Source organism: Propionispira arboris (genome assembly GCF_900109225.1).
GTDB lineage: Bacteria > Bacillota > Negativicutes > Selenomonadales > Selenomonadaceae > Propionispira > Propionispira arboris.
On record NZ_FNZK01000007.1, the window covers coordinates 159,703 to 181,888 of the forward strand.

Genomic DNA, 22,186 nt, shown 5'->3' on the forward strand with positions numbered 1-22,186 from the left:
ATGAAATACCTGATTAAAAATGGACAGATTATCGATGGCACAGGCAAAGAACGTTTTGCGGGGGACCTGCTTATCGAAAATGAACGCATTGCGGCTATTGGTGTTATTGAGGCGACGGACGTTGATCAAATATTCGATGCACAAGGTAAAATTGTCGCACCGGGATTTATCGATACCCATAGTCATTCTGATTTGCAGGTATTGGTTAATCCTTATATTGAACCGAAAATTCGGCAGGGGGTTACAACGGAGCTACTGGGACAAGATGGTATTTCAATGGCTCCCTTGCCTGCCCGGTACATTTCACCTTGGCGAAAAAACCTAGCAGGTCTCGATGGTGATAGTGAGGATATTGACTGGTCTTACGAGACGACAGACGGATATTTGAAACTTTTGGAACAACAAGGTGTGGGCCTTAATGAAGCCTATTTAGTGCCGCATGGGAATGTCCGCATGGAAGCGATGGGACTTACGAATCGACCGCCAACCGCGCAAGAAATGCAAAAAATGTGTGATATAACCGATCGTGAAATGCAAGCTGGTGCCTATGGATTGTCAACGGGACTTATCTACATGCCCTGTGCTTATTCGGGGCTTTCTGAAATTGTCGCTTTGTGTAAAGTAGTAGCAAAGTATGATGGCGTTTTTGTTGTCCATCAACGCAGTGAAGCAGACACTATTTTGGAATCGATGGAAGAAATATTGGAAATTGGCCGTCAATCGGGCGTCAAACTTCACTTTTCCCATTTTAAAGTATGTGGTCGTAAAAACTGGCGATTTATCGAACCGGTGATTGCCCTTTTGGATAAGGCTAAAGCGGAAGGTCTGCAAGTCTCCTTTGATCAATACCCGTATGTTGCTGGTAGTACCATGCTTGGTGTTATTTTGCCGCCTTGGGTGCATGACGGTGGGACAGATCAGCTGTTGAAACGATTAGAAGATGCAGACCTTCGGCAAAAAATGATTTACGATATGGAACATGGTTTGTATGGCTGGGATAATTTTGTTGATTTTGCGGGGCTGGATCAGATTTTTGTAACGAGTGTTAAATCACAGAAAAACATAGATCTGATTGGTAAAAACTTAGTGGAAATTGGTCAAATTCGTCAGAAAGATACGTATGAGGCGGTTTTTGATTTATTGTATGAAGAGGAAAATGCCGTTGGTATGGTTGATTTTTATGGTATAGAAGAACATGTCACTCGATTTATGTGTCGACCAGAACAAAATGTTTGCACAGATGGTCTTTTGGGCGGCAAACCGCATCCTCGGGTTTATGGCTCGTTTCCGAGAGTTTTGGGCAAATATGTGCGGGAAGAAAAAGCACTGACTTTAGAGTCCGCAATTTATAAAATGACGGGAAAACCAGCTGCGGTATTTGGTTTTAAGGACAGAGGCACGATTCAAATTGGTAACTTTGCTGATCTTGTTATTTTTGATCCAGAAGTCATAATGGATCGGGGGACCTTCATTGAACCCATTCAGTATCCCGCAGGAATTCAGGCTGTTTTTATAAATGGTGAACTCGTTTTACAGCAAGGAATTTATGAAAAAAAATGCCCCGGCAAAGTTTTGCGACGCGCTTAACCAATAAAACATATCGCAGGAGGTTTGTTATGCAAGAAAATTCAATAAAATCAACTTTTGCCGCGATGCAGGCAGCAATTGAGCAAAAACAAAGTGTTGATGTTATGACGCTGCTCAGTTCATCTGGCGAAACGCAAATGCTCCTGCTTTATAAAAATGGAGAAATAGTCGGTGAAATTATCAATCTTGATTTTACCAACAAAATAAAGTCCTATCAAAAGAACCACAGTTGGAACAAACCTGTTTTGTTTACCATGGTCGATGCGCAGGGGGCATCACAGCAAATTTTTTGGGATCGGGTTTTGCCGCAGCCCAAGGTTTTCATCTTGGGTGCTGGACATATAAGCAGATCGTTGGCAGCCATTTTATCGATTCTGGAATATGAGGTAATCGTGGCGGATGACCGTCCTGATTTTGCGAATATACGGTCTTTTCCTACGGCACAGACGGTATTGTGTGATAGCTTTGAAAATATTATTTCTCGGCTGATGCCGACGGTTGACGTCAATACAGCTGTTGTTATTGTTACCAGGGGGCATCGCTATGATTTTCTTTGTTTGAAAAATTTTTTGACTGCGAATTTTGGCTATCTGGGGATGATTGGCAGCCAGTCTCGTATCAAAGGGACGCTGCAGAGACTGCTCGAAGAAGGTGAAGATCCGGTTCGGCTGCGTAAAATTCATTCGCCGATTGGCATAGCGATTGCTGCACAATCTCCGGCAGAAATTGCCATAAGCATTGCAGCCGAGCTTATTGATGTTTTTAATGGTGGGCACGGTCCCTTGAAACGGTTGGAGGAGTAAAAGATGGATATAACATTAATTCCCCATATCTGTCAGTCATTAAAAGAGTCAAAACAAGTTGTTTTAGCGACGATTGTCGCAACCAAAGGTTCTACACCACGAAAAACCGGCAGCCAAATGCTTGTTTTTCGTGATGGGCAGGTACGGGGGACGATTGGCGGTGGCTGCGGTGAAGCGGACGTGAAAATGGCTGCATTATGTGTATTCGATGCAGGGCAAGCATCGCTTCATACGGTCACGATGCTTAACGATGCTGCCAGTGAAGAAGGCATGGCCTGCGGCGGCATTATGCAAGTATTTTTGCAGTTAATTGGAGAATAGTCGGAAAATATAATAAAGCCATAGCAAAGAACCTCACACTCTCTTGAATATGTGAGGTTCTTTGCTATGGCTATAAATAGCTGGTTAAGAATTATTTTAGCATTTCTTCTAAAAAAGATTGCAAAGCCTGTTTTTGCTCAATATTTAATTTTCGAATACTGTGTAACAATTTTGTTGTATCAGGGGGCTCTTCATTAGAGCTGGCTGCAAAAAACTCGTTGAGATTATAGCCTAATGCAGCAATAATACGGTTGATTGTATCAAACGTTGGTTGCTGCTGACCATTTTCAATGCGGCTTAAATTTGCTTGAGATACCTCGGCTTTTTTTGCTAAATAATTCATGCTTATATTTTGTAATTTCCTTATATTTTTGATTTTTTCGCCAATATTCATGATTTATGCTCCTTTTTATATAGTCGTATAGCTAGTGTAGCATAAAAATTTTTACTGATTACTATGCGAATAAGCATTGACTTTAATACTAAAAAGGATATTATTATAGAATAAGCATAACATGGTTTTTATGGATCGTACGAATAAGTATAAATTTGAAAATGATGTATTTATAGAAACTTGCTAACGCCGCATGGGAGCGTTTTTTTTAGGAAAGATGCACGAAGGTCAATTCAAGAAGATAAATGTAGGCCCATACTACCAAATATAGAAACATTCCTTACTAGTGAGAACATTTATTCGAATTGTCAATTGGTTAAAAGCAGTTTCGAGCAAATATCATGTGATGAGTCATTGCACAGGTTTTGAGGCGAGGATTTGTCTTGATTAAAGATTGTTTCCAATAGGCTATAAAACCTTTTGGCGCGATAAATAAATACTAGGAGGAATGCATATGAAACAACGTTTGCCGATTGGCATTCAGTTAGGTACGCTAATGGGAATTGCCTTAACACTAATGGTTATTCTCGTTGGCATTTTACTTTATCAACTGCGGGCAACAAATCTGGAATATCAGGGGATTTTGAATGGAACAGTTACACGAACATTGGCACTGCAAAGTGCGCAAGATGATTTTCATGAGGCCTTAAGTGACTTCCGTGGCTATTTTGCTTATAATGATGAAAAATATGCTGTGGATACATTAACTTTACTTGGGAAAAGTTCGGAAGCTGTAACGAAGATTACGACAGCGATGGATGGAACAACAGGCAATAAACAAGCTGGCGAAAACTTGCAGGAAGAAATGCACAGCTATATAGATGAAATGAAACAGATCATCGAATTGAAAAAAACGAATCAATTACAGGATAATAACCGACTCATAGCATTGCGTAAAAAAACCGAAACAGTTAATGCATTATTTGATAAAACGATGGCGCTTCAAGATGAGGCATTGCAAAAGAAAATTAATAATTTAAATGATAAAGAAGAAACGATTTTTAAAGGTGTAATTCTTACAAGTCTAATCGGAATCCTTCTTATCATAGTTCTTTTATTTTTATATAGCCGGAATTTATCGCGTCGAATTCAAAGGTTGCAAACGAATATTTTATCGGTAAGTAAATTAGATTTATCGCATCCCGATGTGCAGGCGACTCGCAATGATGAAATCGGCGATATGGCAGGCGAGATTATCAAGCTGAAAAAAGCGCTGCGTGATATTGTAGGTTTACTGAGAAATAACGCAGATGTACTTGCCGCCTCAAGTGAAGAACTTTCTTCATCTGTCGAAGAACAAATGCAGGTATCGGAAAGTGTGGCGAAAACCATCACTGAAGTTTCAGCTGGTGCGGATAAAAACACCAAAAACATAACAGAAATATCAGCTGTGATTGAGCAGGTTGGTGCTAGTACAGAAGAAATGAGTGCCAGTGCTTCACATGTCAATCAGGTTACGCAGGACGCTGTAGGCGATGCGGACAATGGAATGCAGTTAATACATAGGTTAGTTGCACAAAATGATACAATCCAGACATCTATGATTGATATTACAAATGTTTCAGAAGCATTGGTAAAAGGGTCAGGTGATATTCAGCAAATTATTACAACGATTCGTTCGATTGCCGGACAGACGAATCTTCTGGCATTAAACGCTGCAATTGAAGCAGCCAGAGCGGGTGAAGTCGGTCGGGGCTTTGCGGTAGTAGCCGAAGAAGTTCGTAAACTTGCTGAACAGAGTGCGGGTGCTACAAATACGATTGGTGAAATTATTGAAAAAATGACAACGGATATTCAATTCACCGTTGATGTCGTAGCTAAGGCCAATCAGGAAGTGGTGGCTGGGAAAGCCGCAACCGACGCAACGCAGCAAGGGTTCCAGACTATTATCAGCAAGCTGTCGGAAGTTCGACATGGTATGGGGCAGATTAGTCAGGCTGTTGATGAAACAGCACATGGCATGCAGTCGGTTGTCAACAATGTTCAAAACATTGGCACTGTTGCAGCCGAAACGAGCAGCAGCGCACAAACTGTTGCAGCAGCGGCCGAGGAACAAAGCGCTAGTTTGCATGAAGTGAGTGCAAGCTCGGATGCTTTGGCCCAAATGGCAACAGATCTTAATGCGATTACCGCGAAATTTAAAATGTAATATATATAAGTTGTATTAAATATTTTATATTGCAATCGTCAGGAAGGGGGGGATAAGGGGTGAGTAACGTTACGCAGGAAGCAAACGATGCCCTATACTCCATTCCCGGCAGACTAATAGCCTATCATATATAGAAAAACGCACCTGTCATCAACTAAAAACGATGATAGGTGCGTTTTTTCTATACGGTACTTTCTAAATAAACCTGCTCTTTATTTTGGTCATATTCGACCAGTTCAGCGTAACGTTCCCAGCTGATCAATAAAGCCATTTGTGATTGGGCTGTTTTATCACCAAAGGTGCGGGCCAGTAAATCCTCGAAAAACTCAATATTCATTTTTTTATTGGATTTTGACTCCAAAATTGTGATCATTTGCTGAACAAAAGGAACATGAGCCAATAATTGTTCGCTGAATAATTTTTTGCGTTCAAGGACAGTCGCTCGGGCAAATTGGATACCTTCGGCAGTAAGTTCAATATCACCTTCCACAACTTGAGCAAATTGCAGTAACGTTGATAATTCCACTAAAGGAAAAAAATCTTCAATATCCATCATAAAACGGCTGGCTAATTTATAAAGATCGGTTTTTTCATTCAGATCTTCCAATAATTCCAAGAAACCCGTTAAAGCACCAGCTGATACTTGTGGGAGTTGGGTCAGCTTTTTCAGCTGTGGTAAAGCTGGTGGCAAGGCGGTGATCTTCTTTTTGGTCATGAAGGAATAAATTTCATCTACAATGGATAGAAATTCAGGTGATTTTTTGTCACGCCAGCGCGGAATTGTGATCTTGACATCTTTTACGATTTCAGCTGGACTTTTTGATAAAATAATTGCTCGATCGGCCATATAGACCGCTTCTTCAATCCCGTGCGTGACTAAAATAATCGCTTTTGTGGGGATTTTTTTGTCGAGCCACAATTCCAACAAATCACGGCGGAGATTTTCAGCCGTTAACACATCTAAAGCGGAAAAGGCTTCATCCATTAAGAGTACATCCGGTTCACTAACTAACGCCCGTCCTATTCCGACCCTTTGCCTCATACCGCCCGATAATTCTTTTGGGTAGGCATTCTCAAAACCATCCAGACCGACAATATCAATGACCTGTAAGGCTTTTGCTTGTTTTTCTGCTTTGGTAAGGTTTTTATCTTCAAGCCCCAGCATAACATTTTCTAAAACGGAAAGCCACGGAAAAAGTGCAAAGGACTGGAAGACCATGGCGACACCCGGATTGACACCCTCAATAGGAGATCCCAGGTAGGAAACTGTACCGCTGGAGGCGGGGATAAGACCGGCAATAATTCGCAGCAAGGTTGATTTACCGGAACCGGATGGGCCTAAAATGGCCAAAAATTCACCTTCCTGAATATTGATGCTGATATTTTCTAAAATAGAAGCAGCACTGCGTCCTTCTATAGCAAATGTTTTATTTACATTTTTGATTTCAACTAAATTTTTCATAAACCATACCTCCTAGTCAATGTGATATTTAACTTCAGCTAAACGATATAAGCGATGCCAGACAAAGCGATTGATCATTACAACGAAAATGCACATGACCGTAATGCCCAAAACGATTTTGGGCCAGTCGCCCTGTGTGGTAGCCTGACTGATATAGGCACCTAATCCAGTGGCCACGAGATCGTTTTCGTGCCAGCTGACTAACTCGGATACGATGCTTGCATTCCATGCCCCACCGGAAGCGGTAATCAAACCAGTAACGAGATGGGGGAAAATGCTGGGCAGAATTAATGTTTTCCATTTGTTCCAGCCCTTCATATTGAATATGGAGGATACTTCAATTAAATCATTGGGGATACTTGAAGTACCAGCAATTACATTAAACAGGATATACCATTGCGTACCGAGCATCATGAGTGCAATGCAGCCCCACTGAAAATCTACATGGAATTTAACAAATAAAATGGTGATAAAGGGAAATAACATATTTGCCGGAAAAGAAGCGGCGATCTGAATAACAGGTTGGAATATTTTTGACAGCTTAGGCGTTAGACCGATTTTTACGCCTATGGGAATGGTCCAGATCAGACCTAATAACAAGGCAATGATGACTCTGATAAATGTATAGAAGCCTAATTGCAGGATCGAGAAAAGTTCACGAGGTTCCATCGCAGCAAGCATGGCAAAAGCTTCCTGGGCTGGTTCGGCTAACAGATAAAGAACGCCAACGGTAAGACAAAGTGGCACAATAGTCGGCAGACCTTTTATCGATGTTCGGCTTTGCATACTCAGACTGGCAGCGGTTGAAAGTTCCGCTATTTGATTGAAGATGCAGTTAAAGACTTTACATAAAGGATTCAAAACCCATTCATTGATTAAGCGAATTAACGCAGAGCGTTGTAGCAAATTATAGACATAGGAAGAAGGCATATCCGAGGATTCGGATAACTCAATTTTGAATTTTTGGCTCCATACGACAAGGGGCCGCCAAAATAGTTGGTCAACTAATATAATCATGATTAACATGGTGAGTATTGAATAATAAATTGCTTCCATATTACCAGCTTCTACAGCAGCCGCTAAAAAGGAGCCTACACCAGGTAAATGAATATTTTCACCTAAAACACTGATAGCTTCACTGGCGGCGAGGAAAAACCAACCACCGCCAAAAGACATCATGCCATTCCAAACCAAGCCGATCATTGCTACGGGAAGTTCTAGTTTTATTAATTTTTGCCACCAGTTCAAATGCAAGATAGTGGCGGCTTCCTGCAAATCCTTTGGTGTTGTAACTAAAGAGTGATAAAAGCTGAATGTCATATTCCAGGCTTGCCCGGTGAAAATAGCGAAAATAGAAGCACATTCCACGCCCAGTAAACTTCCGGGAAAAAACGCCATAAAAGCAACAATTGTTACGGATAGAAAGCCTAAAACTGGAACGGATTGCAGAATATCCAGTAATGGAATTAATATCTTTTGGGCAAATTTGTTTTTTGCTGCAATATAGCCATAGATAAATGTAAAGATTAAAGAAGCTCCAAAGGCAATAAACATTCTGAGCAAAGAACGGCCGGCGTAATAAGGCAGCATGTTTGGTTCAAGTGAGATTGCCGGCTGCTGTTTCGGTGAAAAAGGAATGCTCATACCTGCCCCGAGTTTTAAAATCGTATAGAATAAAATAAAAATAAAGGCTAAAATAAAAAAATCGATTATACTAAATTTTCGTTTTGATATGTTTGCTGTAAATAAAGCCATGATAATTTACCTCCATGCATTAAGAATATCGTTGTTATTTTTAGTGGACTTTCTAATAAAATTGAACTACACGATCGACTGTCACTATCGTCCATTCTTAAGCACCCCTTTCAAAACAAAAAGACCTTCCGCAAGACGGAAGGTCTAAAATTTTCCCATAGAAAAAACAGCTGACGAAGCCTTCCCAATCGTTCAAGTTTTAGCACTGCACAACGTAGAGTCAAATAATTCTCAGCCACCTTAAGTAATACCTTATGTCGATAATACCTGTTCTACCCGTTGGCATCTCTCGATGTTTCGGGGCAGTGGCCTGTGTTCATACAGGAACCTCACCTAACGGAATCTATAAATTTGTTTTTATAATATGGCTTATTTATTTATAAGCAAGATTTACTATATACTTTTTATCTGAAAAATATATGAAAAAAACGCAAAGATTGATATGTACTCAATCTTTGCGCTTTATATTAAGTTAAATTTTAAATTTGTTGATCATATTATGCATTTCTTCGGCCAACTCGGCTAAGGCATGTGAAGAAGAAGCAATTTCCTGCGTGGAAGCAGATTGTTCTTGTGTCGCAGCTGAGATTGTCTGCGTCTTTTCAGCCGTTTCACGACTTACCGTATTAACATCTGCGACGGATTGGATAATGTTTTGTCCACCCGCCGAGACTTGTTGAACGGAGGCGGATATTTCTTGCATTTTTGCGCTGATTGCTTCTACCATAGTAATGATACGATTGAATTCACTACCAACATTTGTGATGGCAGCGGAGCCGGTTTTTACTTCTTCCGTACCATTATGCATCACTTGTATCGCATTTTGCGTATCTTGCTGGATTGTAGCCACGAGGTGTTTAATTTCTTCGGTAGAACGCTGCGACTGCTCAGCAAGTTTGCGCACCTCTTCCGCTACTACAGAAAATCCGCGGCCTTGTTCTCCGGCACGGGCGGCTTCAATCGCCGCATTCAAAGCTAAAAGGTTCGTTTGATCAGCAATTCCAGAAATCACATCAATGATCTGGCCGATTTCTTTCGAGTTTTCGCCAAGTCTGGTTACGACATCAGCTGACTGCCCTACCGAAGTTTCGATATGATTCATTTGAGCGATGGCATCATTCATTAATTTTTTGCCGTTTTCGGCAGCACTGGCTGTTGTGACCGTTATTTCAGCTACTTTGCTGGTATGGTCAGCGGTTTTGGTAATTTCCTGAATGATTGTATTCACATGATTTGTCGTGGTTTCAATCGTGTCCATTTGATGGGACATGCCATTGGATACATGGGTGATGGTTTCTGCTACATGATTTGAAGCTTCAGCTGATTGTGATGCCCCCGCTGTGAGTTCTTCGGAGGATGCAGCAACTTGTTCCGAAACGGTAGACATTTTAAAGATAAGGTCGTGCAAATGAGCATTCATGATATTAAATGCATTCGTAAGCTGTCCGATTTCATCAGCGGATTCGACCGGCATTTTTTCCAAACGAAGATTTCCGTCTGCCATTTGATTTGCCTGGTTCGTCAATTTTGTTATTGGTCGTGTAATTTTACCGGAGAATTTCAAACAAATAAAAATCATAAGAAGAAGTCCAAACAGTGTTAAAATACTATACCCATATTTGAGGGCAGCCAGGTCACTGTATATTACTTTTTCGGGGATGACGCAACCTACAATCCAGCCGGTAGACGGTACTGTATTATAGGTAAAAATCATTCTGTCACCGCCCAGGTCATACGTGAAAAAACCGGTACCATTATGTAGGATGTCATTGGCATGCTCTTTTAGTTCAGGCAGATCCGATATATTTTTCGATATGTTTTCCTGATTGCCATCGGCGATAATAAGTCCATCGGCATTTAGGATGAAGCCCGTGCCGTTACCGTTGTATTTTAAAGATTCCGTTTGTTTTTCGAGAATATCGAGATCAATATCAGAACCTAAAACGCCTTTGAAGTTTCCAGCTTTATCTTTAAGTGGATAGGCTGCGGATACGACCATTTTACCAGTTAATGCATCGACATAAGGGGCGGTGAAGATGAGTTTGTTCTGTGCTTTGGCATCTTTGTACCAGCCACGGGTCAAAGGGTTAATATCACCAAGGCCTTTGGAGTACGAAATGAATTTTGCATCGCTGCTGCCAAAATATACTTCCTGAATATCTTTGTCATCTTTGGCACCGCTTAAATGATCTTGTGTCAAAGGAATGGAACCGGCAATATCCATTGTCTGCAATGTATGGGACATCATTTCAATTTCATTGCCTTTCGACGTAAGCCAATGATCGAGGTCGGCAGAATTTGATTTTACAATGCCAGTCATTTCTTTTTCAATACTGGCGGTTAGATATTTTTGCGCTGTATAATAACCTGTTATAGAAACAATTCCTAAGATACAAGCCACAATACCAGCTAAAATAAAGAATTTTTGTTTGATTTGCATAAAAAAAACGTCCTCTCCTAAATAAAGTGCACATTATTCTTAATTATAGCAAAAATGCAAAAAAATCTCCACTGAATTAACAGACTTTTGACCTAAATAAACAAAATAAAAATATTTTGGGGACGGATGAATTTGAAGTTTTGACGATTTATTATGTAGAATATTTAATGCAGCTTATCTGGATTATGAAATATTGAGGAAAATTCAGGTAAACCTTGCATTTTTGGGATGCTTTGCATAGAATTAGGTTTACGCTATAAATTGAAATAAGCAGGTGTGAAAGATATGGTGAACATTGCAGATCATATGACATATGAAATACTTGGCGAATTACGTGCGGGTAATGCTGCCTGGCGGCTTTTGGCAGCGCCGCAGACACAGCTGATTCTGGCTTTTTTTTATCAAGAATTCATTGCTGTAAGCCGACGTTCGATTACAGAGGCTGAACTGATTGCCGATTTGACAGATTTTATCTATAAAGTGAATCAATCCGGCAATGAAGAGAAGTTTAACCGACCAGCTAAAGAATATCTTGAAATTTGGGCTGATCCTCAGCATGCCTGGCTTAGACGCTTTTATTTAAAGGATGAAGCAAATTATGATTTGACGTCAGCAGCGCAAAAAGCGATTGAATGGGTTTTGAGCCTCAAGCGACAACGATTCGTCGGAACGGAATCAAGACTGCGAACGGTTTTTGATCTTTTGCATCAAATCGTAGCTGGATCAGAGCAAGATGCAGCAGCACGGCTCAAGCATCTTGAAACAGAAAAAAGCAACATTGAACGGGAAATTGAACAGGTCAAAGCTGGGAAAATAGAAGTCTTAGACGATGTCCAGATCAAGGAACGGTTTTTGCAGGCGGCTGCTACGGCACAGGGGATTTTGGCTGATTTTCGTGAAGTTGAGGAGAATTTTCGTGCTTTGGAGAGGCGAATGCTCGATAAAATTGTTACCTGGACGCAGGGGAAGGGCGAGCTTTTAGAAGAAATTTTTCTAGAGTCAGATGGTATCAATCATTCGGAGCAAGGTCGTAGTTTTAATGCATTTTGGAAATTTTTAATGCGATCATCTCAACAAGAAGATTTCCAACAGACAATGGATAAAGTTATACATATTACAAGTTTAGAAGAAGCGGCTAAAGAAATTGATATGACCCGGATTAATAGAGACTGGTTCACGGCAGCCTCACAGGTTCAGTCGACGATTGCCGTTTTATCAAAACAGCTTCGCCGTTATGTCGATGAAAATTATCTGTCGGAAGAACAACGAATTTATGCCTTGCTGCAAAATATCGAAGTGAAAGCGCTGCAGGTTCGCGATTGTTTGCCACGTGGTGATTTTATGATGATAGATGCCATAGTACCTGACTTTGAACTGCCGATGGATCGTCCCCTCTTTGTACCACCGCAGCATATACAGCTGCAAAATCAGTTTTTGCAAACAGGGAAAGAAGAACCATCCGTGGAAACAATGTTTGAACAGGTATATGTTGATAAAAAGATTTTGCAGCAAAATATTGAAACTTTATTGAAAACAAAGAAATCTGTCTCACTGGCTGAGGTAATTGCTGCCTATCCATTACAACAAGGACTCACGGAATTATTAAGTTATATGGTATTGGCAAGTAAAACAGCAGATGCTGGATTTAGTGAACATGATTTTGAGGAAATAGCTATGAAAGATATGGAGGGACGAGATTTGTTGGCAAAGTTAGAAAAAATCACATTTTCGTCTCAACCGGAGGTATTATAATGGACAAAGAACAAGAATTTAATTTTTCAAGGGTCTTGATTACATTATTGCGTGGTGTTGTCTTTAAAGAAAGGCAGCTGGCTCTATGGCAGTCCGTCTTAGAGCATCGTCATTTAATTGCTGATTATGTAAAACGGTTAGGACTGGTTTTAATCATTGATGAAATGGATGAATATGCATATTTGAGGCAAAGCGAACAAGACTCGCTGCCTCGTCTGGTACCACGCCGACAACTCAGTTATCCAGTTTCTGTATTGCTTGTTTTATTGCGACAACAGCTGGGAGAATATGATTCTGTGAATGGTGACAGCCAATTGCTGATTACAAAATATGATATTGTAGATAAGATGCGAGTCTTTTTTGCAGCTATGACGAATGAAATAAAATTCAGCCAAGAGGTTGATCGCCATATAGCAAAAGTCGAAGAAATGGGCTTTTTACGCAAACTGAAAACGCAGGATGATACCTATGAGGTAGAGAGGATTGTGAGGAGTTTTGTCAATGCGAAATGGCTGCAAGAATTTGATGAACGATTGGCAGACTACATAGAATATGGTGCAAAATCGGAAACGAAAGAGGAGGATGGCATGAATGGACTTATTTGATTTTGAAAATCCTGAAGGCATCAATAAACTTGGTTTCCGTTTACAAAAACTTGAAATCTATAATTGGGGAACATTCCATAATAAAGTATGGACATTAAATTTAAATGGGGATACATCTTTATTGACAGGGGACGTCGGTTCAGGGAAATCTACTTTGGTCGATGCACTGAGTACACTTTTGGTACCGCCGCGTAAAGTGATGTATAACAAAGCTGCGGATGCCAGTGCAAAAGAGCGAAATTTAACTTCCTATGTGCGTGGTTATTATGGACAAAAGCGGACGCGTGAAGGCGGAGGACAACCAGAATCACTGCGTAATCCCAATCAATATTCCGTAATTTTAGCGACTTTTTCTGATATAAATCTTGGTGAAGTCGTAACATTAGCGCAGGTCTTTTGGTTTAAGGATGAACAGCGCTGGCCGGCTCGTTTTTTTGTCTTGGCAGATAAAACACTGCTTATTACGGAACACTTCAGTAATTTTGGCAGTGATATTAAAAATCTTAAAAAGAGGCTGGACCGAGATCATTATATTCACATTTATGAAGATTATCCGCCTTATGCACGTGAGTTTCGCCATCGGTTTGGCATTCGCCAAGCGCAAGCCATGGACTTGTTTCAACAGACGATTTCAATGAAAAAAGTGGATGAACTGACAAGCTTTGTTCGGCAAAATATGCTCGAAGTACCAGACACCGTCGATGATGTAAAAAATTTATTAGGGCATTTTTATGATCTGGATATGGCACATCAAACAGTACTTAAAGCCAAAAATCAACAAGAGTTATTGCGGCCGCTCGTCGAATTAGGCAAAACCTATGATGCGGCAGCCAGGCATACGAAACAGTTACAATTGATGCAGTTGACCTTAAAATCATGGTTTGCTGAAAAAGAAAATCAGCTTTTACTTGATGAAGTTACGGACTTGACGGACGATCTTCAAGAGACAGAACAAAGATGTAGTGAGCAAACGGTTATTTTACAAGGGTTGGAAACTGAGCTCAACACAATCTTCCGTGAAATGGATCAAAATGGCGGACGACGACTGGAGACATTGCAGCTCGAAATTCGTCAGGACAAGCAGCAACTTGCCTCTTCTAAAAAAGCATTGGAGAACTACAACAGGCAGGCAGATCTGCTGGGATTTGCTGCACCAGTCTCAAAAACTGTTTTTCACAACAATCGTGAACAGCTAATCATCTGTAAAAAAAAGGAAGAAGACCTGTCACAGGAGCTGGCTGAAGAGCTTGCTGATTATGAAATTAGCCGTAATGAAGTGGAAAAAGAACGTAAACAAATTGGTGAAGAACTAGAATCTCTGCGACTGCGCCAATCAAGTATACCGCGTGAATATATTGAAATTCGCAATCGTTTATGTTACAGCCTTGATTTGGCTGTAAGTGAAATGCCATTTATTGGTGAACTGATTGAAGTGAAAAACACGGAAAGCGATTGGGAAGGTGCCATTGAACAGTTATTGCATACGTTTGGTCTAGCCTTGTTAATACCGGATTCTCATTATACCGAGGTTGTGAGTTGGATTGAAAAAACACCCCTGCATTTACGTTTCGTGTATTATCGTATCGTGGATGAAGTCGTCACGATATCTAAGGTAAATGACGATGGAATTATGGTTTATACAAAGTTGAATTTTAAACGTGATGCCAGATTTTCTGACTGGGTGCAAGGCGAAGTATATAAACGATTCCGTCATATATGCGCCGAAACGGTACAGGAGTTTAAAAATGCGGACTATGCTTTAACAAAAGGCGGCCAGATCAAAACAGGCAAACAGCGCCATGAAAAAGATGATCGACATAGCTTAAATGATCAGCGTCGCTATATTTTAGGGTTTTCGAATCAAAAGAAAATTTTGCTGTTAGAGCAGGAAATTGAAAATTTGACAGGTGAAGTTAAGCGCTGGAAAAAACTCAGTCGTGAAATTAAAATAAAACAAATTGAAAATCAAAAACGAATTACAGCGATTGCTATAGTAACGGAAGTAACAGAATTTGAAACGATTGATTGCTCTGGCATAGAAACGCAGATTCTTGCTAAAATGCAACGGTTGACGGAGCTTGAACATCAAAATGAAACGCTGCAAATTTTAAAAGAAAAACAAGAACAATTAACATCCTTGAAAGAAAATGCAGCAAGAATTTTGAATATGACAAATAAACATTTATACCAAAACCAGCTGTTACTGGAACAAAAAAATGCAAAAATGAAAGTCAATCGCATGCTGGCCGACCAAGTGGAAGCAACAATCCAAAAGCAGGCTTATCCGTATCTTGAGGCAAATTATAAGGCAGCCCTGGAGGATAAAAAGATCAATCTGCTTGAAATCACATCACTTGAAAATACATATGCGATTTGGATTTCGGCACAACTGGAAACAGCGAGCTGTCTTTTGGCTGAAACGGCAACAAGTCTAACTCGACTTATGACACAGTTTTCGGGCATCTACCCGCAAGAAACGATGTCAATTGATGCTGCACCGGAAGCTGTGGGGGAATATGAAAAAATTTTACAGCACTTGGAACTTGATGATTTACCGCGTTTTGAGACGAAATTTAGAGACTTGTTGAAAGAAAATACAATCAACCAGATTGCTTTATTTCATGGAAAACTTGAGTTGGCTTGTGCACAAATTCGTGAGCGCATTGATATGATTAATCACTCATTAAATGCCATTGATTACAATGATGGGCGGTATATTCAAATTGAATATACTGTTTCAGCTGAACATGAAATTAAACAATTCCGCATGCAGCTAAAATCTTGTACAGATAGTGCGCTGGCAAATAGTGATGATGAACAGTATACGGAAGAAAAATTCAACCAGATCAGAGAAATATTGGATCGCTTTCGGGGGCGGGCTAATTTCGCTGAAGAAGATCAACACTGGATGGATAAAGTGATTGATGTACGGAACTGGTACACCTTTGCTGCATCGGAAAAATGGCGTGAAACCGATGAGGAATATGAACATTATACCGATTCAAGCGGGAAATCTGGTGGTCAAAAAGAAAAATTGGCCTATACAATCTTAGCTGCGAGTCTGGTCTATAATTTTGGGCTGGAAGCAAAAAATAAACGGATACAATCGTTTCGTTTTGTTGTGATCGACGAAGCCTTTTTAAAAAGTTCGGATGATTCCGCCAGATTTGGGTTAGAACTTTTTAAAAAGCTTGATTTACAACTGCTGGTCGTAACCCCGCTATTAAAAATTGCCACAATTGAGCCATTTGTTACACATGTTGGTTTTGTTTATCAAAATGAAGAACAACATCATTCCTATTTACGTAACTTGACGATCAAAGAATTGAAACAAGAACGAGCTGTCTATCGACAAATTGAACGGTAGATGGTGCTAACCTATGAAAAATAGAACATGCGAAAAAATCAACATTCGACAAAGGGAAACTATTTTTGCTAACGAATATAATAAACAGGATAGTATGATAAGTTGAATTAAAGAATACCACTCCAGTTATCCAGTTATTGGAAATTTCACGAAAAATATTTATCCTTTGCAGCTAAGAATATTTAGTTCAACGAATGATAGAATAAAGCAAGAATTTATTTCTGATAAACGGATAAACAGGTCTTAATTCTTATTTTTGTGAATGTTTATTCAAAACGATTTATGTTATAATAAAATGGATATTTGGAGTGGGTAGTTCACAGGGTTGATTTAGGATGCAAGACATTCAGATTCGCTAAGGGGGACGGATGATATTGACTAGAAAATTGAAGATTTTAATCACGGATGATTCACTATTATTACGCAGAAAGTTGAAACAGGAACTTGAAAGTTTGGATTGCGAAGTATTTGAAGCTAAAAACGGCAAAGAAGCGGTCATGATGTATCTGGAAAATCAGCCGGACGGCACTTTTTTAGATATCGTTATGCCGGAAGTAGGGGGGCTTGAAGCCTTAAAAGCAATTCGCAAAATAAATGAAAAAGCGCAAGTTATTATGTTATCTTCGACGGGAACATCAAGTAAACTAGTGGAAACATTGAAGTTTGGAGCCATTGATTTTATTCAAAAGCCCTATACGACCCAGCAGATAAAAAAGACACTGGATGATATTAGAAAGAAGGTTGAGACGGATGCTTAGCCAATATTTTGCTCAATATCTACTGAATCATCATTTCCTGACAGCGCAGCAGGTTCGTGAACTGCTTGATGCTGAAAGTAAACATCATGTCAAACTTGGCGTCTTGGCGATGAGCCAAAACCTAATGACAGCAGAACAAGTGGAACAGGTACATCATTTACAGGTCAGTTGTGACCGACTTTTTGGTGAAGTGGCCATTGATGAAGGTTATTTGACAGAATCACAAGTTAAGACACTTTTGCATGCACAAGACAGCGGTAACTTAAATTTAGGACAAGCAATCATTGATAAAAATATTATGTCTTTACCTCAGTTGGAAAAAGTTATTAAAGATTATAAAAAGAACAGCAACATGGTCTTGACCGATGCATTAAGTCTGATCCAGTTGAGCAAAATTGACTTTTCTGAGATTGAAGAGGTTCGCGAATTATATACGGAATATACGGATCTTTTCTTACGGTCAGTACTTCGGTTTATGGATACAGCAGCTGTTGTTGATCCCCATGCCGAGTTGGTTCATACCGACAAAGAAACGGTTGTGGTATCGCAGCGGTTGATGGGCGATGTTATTTTAACTACAGGAATTTTGGCAGAAGAAGCCGTTTTCTTGGAAATGGCCCGACGTTATAGTCAGGAAGATATTACAGAAGTAAATGAATTGGCGATTGACAGTGTGTCTGAATTTTTAAATGTGACAAATGGATTATTTGTTGTCAATTTATCCAATCGGCATTTAGATGTTGACTTGGAACCGCAAAAATTTGCCCGTAATGAAGTACCGTTTGGCAATAAACAGGCTATTATACATGTAAATACTCGCTTTGGCGGCTTTGAATTGATTATTGCTGCCGATGAAATCATTTTTTAAATGCTAATATTACAGGAGTTCAGGGATCATTAAAGATCCCCTGTAATATTAGCAGTCTGGCGTTAAAAAAATAATGTTGACAATGATGCCAATAAATGATAATCTATATATCGTTGCAGATGACATGCAGCGCAACAAAATATTCATCAATATTCAAGCACATGGAGAGTTGTCCGAGCGGTTGAAGGAGCACGCCTGGAAAGCGTGTGTACGGGAAACTGTACCTAGGGTTCGAATCCCTAACTCTCCGCCATTAAAATTCAAAATAGAAATTCCTTTTTAAGGTCGGACCGCGGCGCCTTGGTCTTGCGCAATGGAAACTTGCGAATCCCGTCAGGTCCGGAAGGAAGCAGCGGTAAGTGATCATTTTCATGTGCCGTGAGGTTGCCTGGGGGCTGCGGCCCGACGTTGAAAAGGAATTGTATAGAAAATAAAAGCAACCTGTTGGGTTGCTTTTTTGTTATAATAAGCATTAAGCAGCATGAAAGGCATTTGTAAGGCAGGGAGAGATGGTAATGGCCTACGTAGCATTGTATAGAAAATGGCGACCAAATAATTTTGAGAATTTAATTGGGCAGGAACATATCAGCAGAACATTGGCAAATGCTATTAATTTAGATAAAATTGCTCACGCTTACTTGTTTTCGGGGCCGCGTGGTACAGGGAAAACAAGTATGGCTAAAATTCTTGCCAAGGCGCTGAATTGCGAAAATGGTCCAACAGCTAATCCTTGTAACGTGTGTGCAAATTGTGAAAAAATAAATAAAGGTACATCCATGGATGTATTTGAAATTGATGCAGCATCAAATCGTGGGATTGATGAAATCCGTGACCTGCGTGAAAATGTGAAATTCGCTCCGGTTGATGGACGCTATAAAGTTTATATTATTGATGAAGTACACATGCTGACGACAGAAGCATTTAATGCTTTACTGAAAACACTGGAAGAACCACCGTCACATGTCGTGTTTATTTTAGCGACAACGGAAGCACATAAAGTGCCGGCAACGATTCATTCGCGTTGCCAACGGTATGATTTTAAACGCATTACTGTAGCTGAAATACAAAAGCGTCTTGAGTTGGTCCTGCTGGATCTGAAGATTCCGGCTGAACCGCAAGCTTTGAAATTGATTGCGATCCATGCGGATGGGGGAATGCGAGATGCGCTCAGTATTCTTGATCAGTGTTGTGCAAATGATTCTGAAAAAATTAGCACCGAGCAAGTTCGGCAGCTATTGGGATTGGTTGGACATGAATGGATTTGGAAAATTACCGATGCTTTGGCAAATAAAGATTCAAAAGAAATTATTACCATTTTGGATGAACTTATCCGCAATGGTAAAGATGTAAAACAGATTTTGACAGAAATTGCCTTACATATGCGAAGCGTAATGATTTATCAGGCCGCTGGTAGTGTTACTGGTATTGACTTATACAGTGATCGTGAAGACATTTTAAAAGGACATGCGGCTAAATTTACGCATAATGAACTGGCGATTATTATTCAAAAGATGCATGAAGCGCTGAGTGAAGCGAAATGGTCGCCGCAGCCAAGGATTACCACCGAAGCAGCCCTTCTGTCATTGTGTTTTTCCAAAGAAAACATGTCAACTGATGGGGATATGCTGATAACGGATCAGGGACTGCTACAACGCGTGACCGAGCTGGAGTCGCAGCTGAAAACGGTTTTACAACTTGTGAAAAAACAACCAGTCGCAGCTTTGAGGCCAGTGCCTGTTGCGACAAGTGGACCTTCGGGTGGAGCACAGTATGCAAAGCAGCAGCCTAAAACAAGTGAAGTGCGGGATCTTCCTGATGATGGGGCTATTGATGCAAGTGCACAATCTGTGTGGCAGCAGCTACTCAACACGCTCAAAGAACATGGCAAGGCTCCTGTTTTAGCATGTGTTGGTCAGGGGGTATTGCGTGGGTTGACGGATACACAAATGTTTATTGCATTTAAAGGATCCTTTCAAAAAGCACGTACCGAACGAAATGATTATCGCGAAATGCTGGAAGAGATCTTGCAAGAAATTTGTCAGCGTCCAATTCGGATTGTTTGTACATTAGAAGCTGCCGCTCCGCCGAAAGCGCCGACAAAAGCCAAGCCAAAGCCGATTCAAACGCAGCCGGCTAAGCTGGAGATTGACTACACAACGATGACGGAACAGGAAAAACAAACTCTTGATACAGCGGTCGCGGTATTTGGTGATAATTTTGTCAAAAAAGAAGATTTGAAATAATCAATTGAAACGATAATTTAGGGTTTGACGAGAATCCACAATTTTGATAGTCTATGATATAGAGATTATTTAATCCAAAATGAAATAAATTTGCAATAGTATGAAGGAGGACATTTATATGTTTAACGGAATGGGAAACATGGGAAATATGGGCGGTATGATGAAAAAAGTTCAAAAACTGCAAGCCGAAATGGGAAAAATGCAAGAAGAATTAAAAACTCGAACAATTGATGTATCTGCAGGCGGCGGGGCAATTAAAGTTGTCATGAATGGTGAAAAACAAATCCAGTCACTTATCATCGATCCGGCAGCGGTTGATCCTGAAGATGTAGAAATGCTGCAAGACCTGATTTCAGCAGCAATTAATGAAGCTGTGAAAAAAGTGGACGATTTGATGGCAAGCGAAATGGGAAAACTTACCGGCGGATTGAATTTACCACCAGGAATGTTTTAAATGCAATATATCGCACCCCTGGCTAAACTGATTGAACATTTTCGTTCGTTACCTGGTATTGGGGCGAAAACAGCAACGCGGTTGGCTTACCATATATTAGATATGGATGTTGAAAAAGCGAAAGCATTGGCAAATGCAATTATCGAAGCCAAAGAAAAAATTGGCTTTTGCAATACCTGCTTTGATTTAAGTGATACAAATCCTTGTAAAATCTGTACATCGGAAAATAGAGATCGTTCTATCATTTGCGTAGTTGAACAGCCGCGTGACGTTGGAGCGATGGAACGTATGCGGGATTTTAAAGGATTGTATCATGTTTTACACGGCACATTGTCACCGCTGGAAGGAATTGGACCAGATGATATTCGAATTAAAGAACTTTTAAACAGGCTGTACAGCTCGGATGTCAAAGAAATTATTATGGCGACGAATCCGAACGTCGAGGGTGAAGCTACGGCAATGTATGTTGCCAAACTTTTGAAGCCAATCGGTATCAAAGTAACGCGTATCGCACATGGTCTGCCAGTTGGCGGCGATCTTGAATATGCAGATGAAGTCACTTTATCAAAAGCACTCGAAAATCGTCGCGAAATATAAACAAAGAACTGGAGCAGCTGCTGGCTTGCTCCGGTTGCAATATAAGCTGGAGGTATTTTTATGGAATTTAGTATGTTGATTGCCTTTTTTATAGGCTTAGTGGTCCTTTATGCAATTGGTAAAGTTGTTTCTCTGCCGATGCGTTTACTGTGGAAACTTATTACCAACAGCATTATTGGCGGAATTATGCTTTGGATTATTAATTTGTTTGGTGTTGGATTGCAAATCAATTTGATAAATGCTTTGATTGCTGGTATTTTCGGTATACCTGGTGTTATTGGTTTAATTATTTACAAATTCATCTAATATAACGAAAAAAAGTATTGACAGTAAAGCTGAAAGAGTGTAGTATATTACAAGTCGCCAATAACAACGGCGAAAACAGAAAAACGAAATCACGGATTCACTTGTCTTTAAGGCAATGACATCAACTGGTTTCAAAAAAAGATATTGACAGCCGCTTGCGGATGTGATAATCTATACAAGCTGACTTAAGCAAGTGCCAGCAACGTGTTCTTTGAAAACTAAACAATGTAGAAAACAAAAAGATATATGTACACCAACATGTATCAAGCCAGATGTGCGGTTTTCGAACGCTTGCGTTTGAAAACAACAACTAACAATTTCTTTT

Annotated in this window: 17 protein-coding genes, 1 tRNA gene and 1 riboswitch; of the genes, 14 read left to right on the forward strand and 4 right to left on the reverse strand. The window is 40.1% G+C overall.

All coding sequences use genetic code 11. The annotated features are described in order from the left end of the window. From BMY14_RS09015 to BMY14_RS09025, 3 genes are read left to right on the forward strand one after another with little or no spacing between them, the layout of a single operon-like run. A complete protein-coding gene (locus tag BMY14_RS09015) occupies positions 1–1,587 on the forward strand; it encodes an N-acyl-D-amino-acid deacylase family protein (protein WP_091831021.1) in 1,587 nt (528 codons plus the stop codon). A 29-nt stretch (positions 1,588–1,616) separates the two neighbouring features. Further along, on the forward strand, positions 1,617–2,390 hold the full coding sequence (locus BMY14_RS09020; RefSeq protein ID WP_177177531.1) for an XdhC family protein: 774 nt from the start codon (positions 1,617–1,619) through the stop codon (positions 2,388–2,390). A 3-nt stretch (positions 2,391–2,393) separates the two neighbouring features. Beyond that, positions 2,394–2,711 (forward strand): XdhC family protein, encoded by a 318-nt coding sequence (locus tag BMY14_RS09025; protein ID WP_091831025.1) that lies wholly within the window; start codon positions 2,394–2,396, stop codon positions 2,709–2,711. A 91-nt stretch (positions 2,712–2,802) separates the two neighbouring features. Here the strand turns inward: BMY14_RS09025 and BMY14_RS09030 are convergent, their stop codons facing one another. Continuing rightward, positions 2,803–3,105 (reverse strand): helix-turn-helix domain-containing protein, encoded by a 303-nt coding sequence (locus BMY14_RS09030; RefSeq protein WP_091831027.1) that lies wholly within the window; start codon positions 3,103–3,105, stop codon positions 2,803–2,805. Between the two features lie 454 nt (positions 3,106–3,559). Here BMY14_RS09030 and BMY14_RS09035 point away from each other — a divergent pair, with 454 nt between their 5' ends. Next, entirely contained in the window at positions 3,560–5,254 is a 1,695-nt protein-coding gene (locus tag BMY14_RS09035; protein WP_091831029.1) for a methyl-accepting chemotaxis protein, read from the forward strand. 181 nt (positions 5,255–5,435) lie between these two features. On the opposite strand, the gene BMY14_RS09040 is transcribed toward BMY14_RS09035, so the two are convergent. From BMY14_RS09040 to BMY14_RS09050, 3 genes are all read right to left on the reverse strand, one after another. Then, the gene (locus BMY14_RS09040) at positions 5,436–6,716 is read right to left on the reverse strand and encodes an ABC transporter ATP-binding protein (RefSeq protein ID WP_091831031.1); all 1,281 of its coding nucleotides are present in this window, start codon (positions 6,714–6,716) and stop codon (positions 5,436–5,438) included. A 12-nt stretch (positions 6,717–6,728) separates the two neighbouring features. Then, complete coding sequence (locus BMY14_RS09045; RefSeq protein ID WP_091831032.1) at positions 6,729–8,471, reverse strand: ABC transporter permease; 1,743 nt, start codon at positions 8,469–8,471, stop codon at positions 6,729–6,731. A 176-nt stretch (positions 8,472–8,647) separates the two neighbouring features. Next, positions 8,648–8,819, reverse strand: a riboswitch (M-box (ykoK) riboswitch). Positions 8,820–8,943: 124 nt separating this feature from the next. Further along, the gene (locus tag BMY14_RS09050) at positions 8,944–10,911 is read right to left on the reverse strand and encodes a methyl-accepting chemotaxis protein (RefSeq protein ID WP_091831034.1); all 1,968 of its coding nucleotides are present in this window, start codon (positions 10,909–10,911) and stop codon (positions 8,944–8,946) included. A 285-nt stretch (positions 10,912–11,196) separates the two neighbouring features. Between BMY14_RS09050 and BMY14_RS09055 the strand changes: the two genes are divergently transcribed. The 10 genes from BMY14_RS09055 to BMY14_RS09100 all read left to right on the forward strand — a co-directional run bounded on the left by BMY14_RS09055 (position 11,197) and on the right by BMY14_RS09100 (position 21,861). Then, on the forward strand, positions 11,197–12,663 hold the full coding sequence (locus BMY14_RS09055; protein ID WP_091831036.1) for a DUF3375 domain-containing protein: 1,467 nt from the start codon (positions 11,197–11,199) through the stop codon (positions 12,661–12,663). After that, positions 12,663–13,268, forward strand: coding sequence for a DUF4194 domain-containing protein (locus tag BMY14_RS09060; protein WP_091831038.1), 606 nt, complete (start codon positions 12,663–12,665; stop codon positions 13,266–13,268). The genes BMY14_RS09055 and BMY14_RS09060 overlap by 1 nt, the downstream gene beginning before the upstream one ends. Continuing rightward, positions 13,255–16,635, forward strand: a complete 3,381-nt coding sequence (locus BMY14_RS09065; protein WP_091831040.1) for an ATP-binding protein — start codon at positions 13,255–13,257, stop codon at positions 16,633–16,635. Before BMY14_RS09060 ends, BMY14_RS09065 begins: the two co-directional genes overlap by 14 nt. 368 nt (positions 16,636–17,003) lie before the next feature. Continuing rightward, the gene (locus BMY14_RS09070; protein ID WP_245741340.1) at positions 17,004–17,393 is read left to right on the forward strand and encodes a response regulator; all 390 of its coding nucleotides are present in this window, start codon (positions 17,004–17,006) and stop codon (positions 17,391–17,393) included. Beyond that, positions 17,386–18,261 carry a hypothetical protein gene (locus tag BMY14_RS09075; protein WP_091831042.1) on the forward strand — a complete coding sequence of 292 codons (876 nt, stop codon included), beginning with the start codon at positions 17,386–17,388 and terminating at the stop codon, positions 18,259–18,261. Before BMY14_RS09070 ends, BMY14_RS09075 begins: the two co-directional genes overlap by 8 nt. Before the next feature lie 163 nt (positions 18,262–18,424). Beyond that, positions 18,425–18,514 (forward strand) — tRNA-Ser (locus BMY14_RS09080). Positions 18,515–18,776: 262 nt separating this feature from the next. Continuing rightward, on the forward strand, positions 18,777–20,504 hold the full coding sequence (gene dnaX, locus BMY14_RS09085) for a DNA polymerase III subunit gamma/tau (protein ID WP_091831044.1): 1,728 nt from the start codon (positions 18,777–18,779) through the stop codon (positions 20,502–20,504). Between the two features lie 118 nt (positions 20,505–20,622). Continuing rightward, positions 20,623–20,958 carry a YbaB/EbfC family nucleoid-associated protein gene (locus tag BMY14_RS09090; protein WP_019552783.1) on the forward strand — a complete coding sequence of 112 codons (336 nt, stop codon included), beginning with the start codon at positions 20,623–20,625 and terminating at the stop codon, positions 20,956–20,958. After that, a complete protein-coding gene (gene recR, locus BMY14_RS09095; protein WP_019552782.1) occupies positions 20,959–21,555 on the forward strand; it encodes a recombination mediator RecR in 597 nt (198 codons plus the stop codon). Between the two features lie 60 nt (positions 21,556–21,615). Then, positions 21,616–21,861, forward strand: a complete 246-nt coding sequence (locus tag BMY14_RS09100) for a pro-sigmaK processing inhibitor BofA family protein (RefSeq protein WP_019552781.1) — start codon at positions 21,616–21,618, stop codon at positions 21,859–21,861. Positions 21,862–22,186: the final 325 nt, after the last annotated feature.

Bases quoted from the DNA above. Each gene is read 5' to 3' on its own strand.
- BMY14_RS09015 (WP_091831021.1), top strand. From the start codon at position 1: ATGAAATACCTGATTAAAAATGGACAGATTATCGATGGCACAGGCAAA.
- BMY14_RS09020 (WP_177177531.1), top strand. From the start codon at position 1,617: ATGCAAGAAAATTCAATAAAATCAACTTTTGCCGCGATGCAGGCAGCA.
- BMY14_RS09025 (WP_091831025.1), top strand. From the start codon at position 2,394: ATGGATATAACATTAATTCCCCATATCTGTCAGTCATTAAAAGAGTCA.
- BMY14_RS09030 (WP_091831027.1), bottom strand. From the start codon at position 3,105: ATGAATATTGGCGAAAAAATCAAAAATATAAGGAAATTACAAAATATA.
- BMY14_RS09035 (WP_091831029.1), top strand. From the start codon at position 3,560: ATGAAACAACGTTTGCCGATTGGCATTCAGTTAGGTACGCTAATGGGA.
- BMY14_RS09040 (WP_091831031.1), bottom strand. From the start codon at position 6,716: ATGAAAAATTTAGTTGAAATCAAAAATGTAAATAAAACATTTGCTATA.
- BMY14_RS09045 (WP_091831032.1), bottom strand. From the start codon at position 8,471: ATGGCTTTATTTACAGCAAACATATCAAAACGAAAATTTAGTATAATC.
- BMY14_RS09050 (WP_091831034.1), bottom strand. From the start codon at position 10,911: ATGCAAATCAAACAAAAATTCTTTATTTTAGCTGGTATTGTGGCTTGT.
- BMY14_RS09055 (WP_091831036.1), top strand. From the start codon at position 11,197: ATGGTGAACATTGCAGATCATATGACATATGAAATACTTGGCGAATTA.
- BMY14_RS09060 (WP_091831038.1), top strand. From the start codon at position 12,663: ATGGACAAAGAACAAGAATTTAATTTTTCAAGGGTCTTGATTACATTA.
- BMY14_RS09065 (WP_091831040.1), top strand. From the start codon at position 13,255: ATGGACTTATTTGATTTTGAAAATCCTGAAGGCATCAATAAACTTGGT.
- BMY14_RS09070 (WP_245741340.1), top strand. From the start codon at position 17,004: ATGATATTGACTAGAAAATTGAAGATTTTAATCACGGATGATTCACTA.
- BMY14_RS09075 (WP_091831042.1), top strand. From the start codon at position 17,386: ATGCTTAGCCAATATTTTGCTCAATATCTACTGAATCATCATTTCCTG.
- dnaX (WP_091831044.1), top strand. From the start codon at position 18,777: ATGGCCTACGTAGCATTGTATAGAAAATGGCGACCAAATAATTTTGAG.
- BMY14_RS09090 (WP_019552783.1), top strand. From the start codon at position 20,623: ATGTTTAACGGAATGGGAAACATGGGAAATATGGGCGGTATGATGAAA.
- recR (WP_019552782.1), top strand. From the start codon at position 20,959: ATGCAATATATCGCACCCCTGGCTAAACTGATTGAACATTTTCGTTCG.
- BMY14_RS09100 (WP_019552781.1), top strand. From the start codon at position 21,616: ATGGAATTTAGTATGTTGATTGCCTTTTTTATAGGCTTAGTGGTCCTT.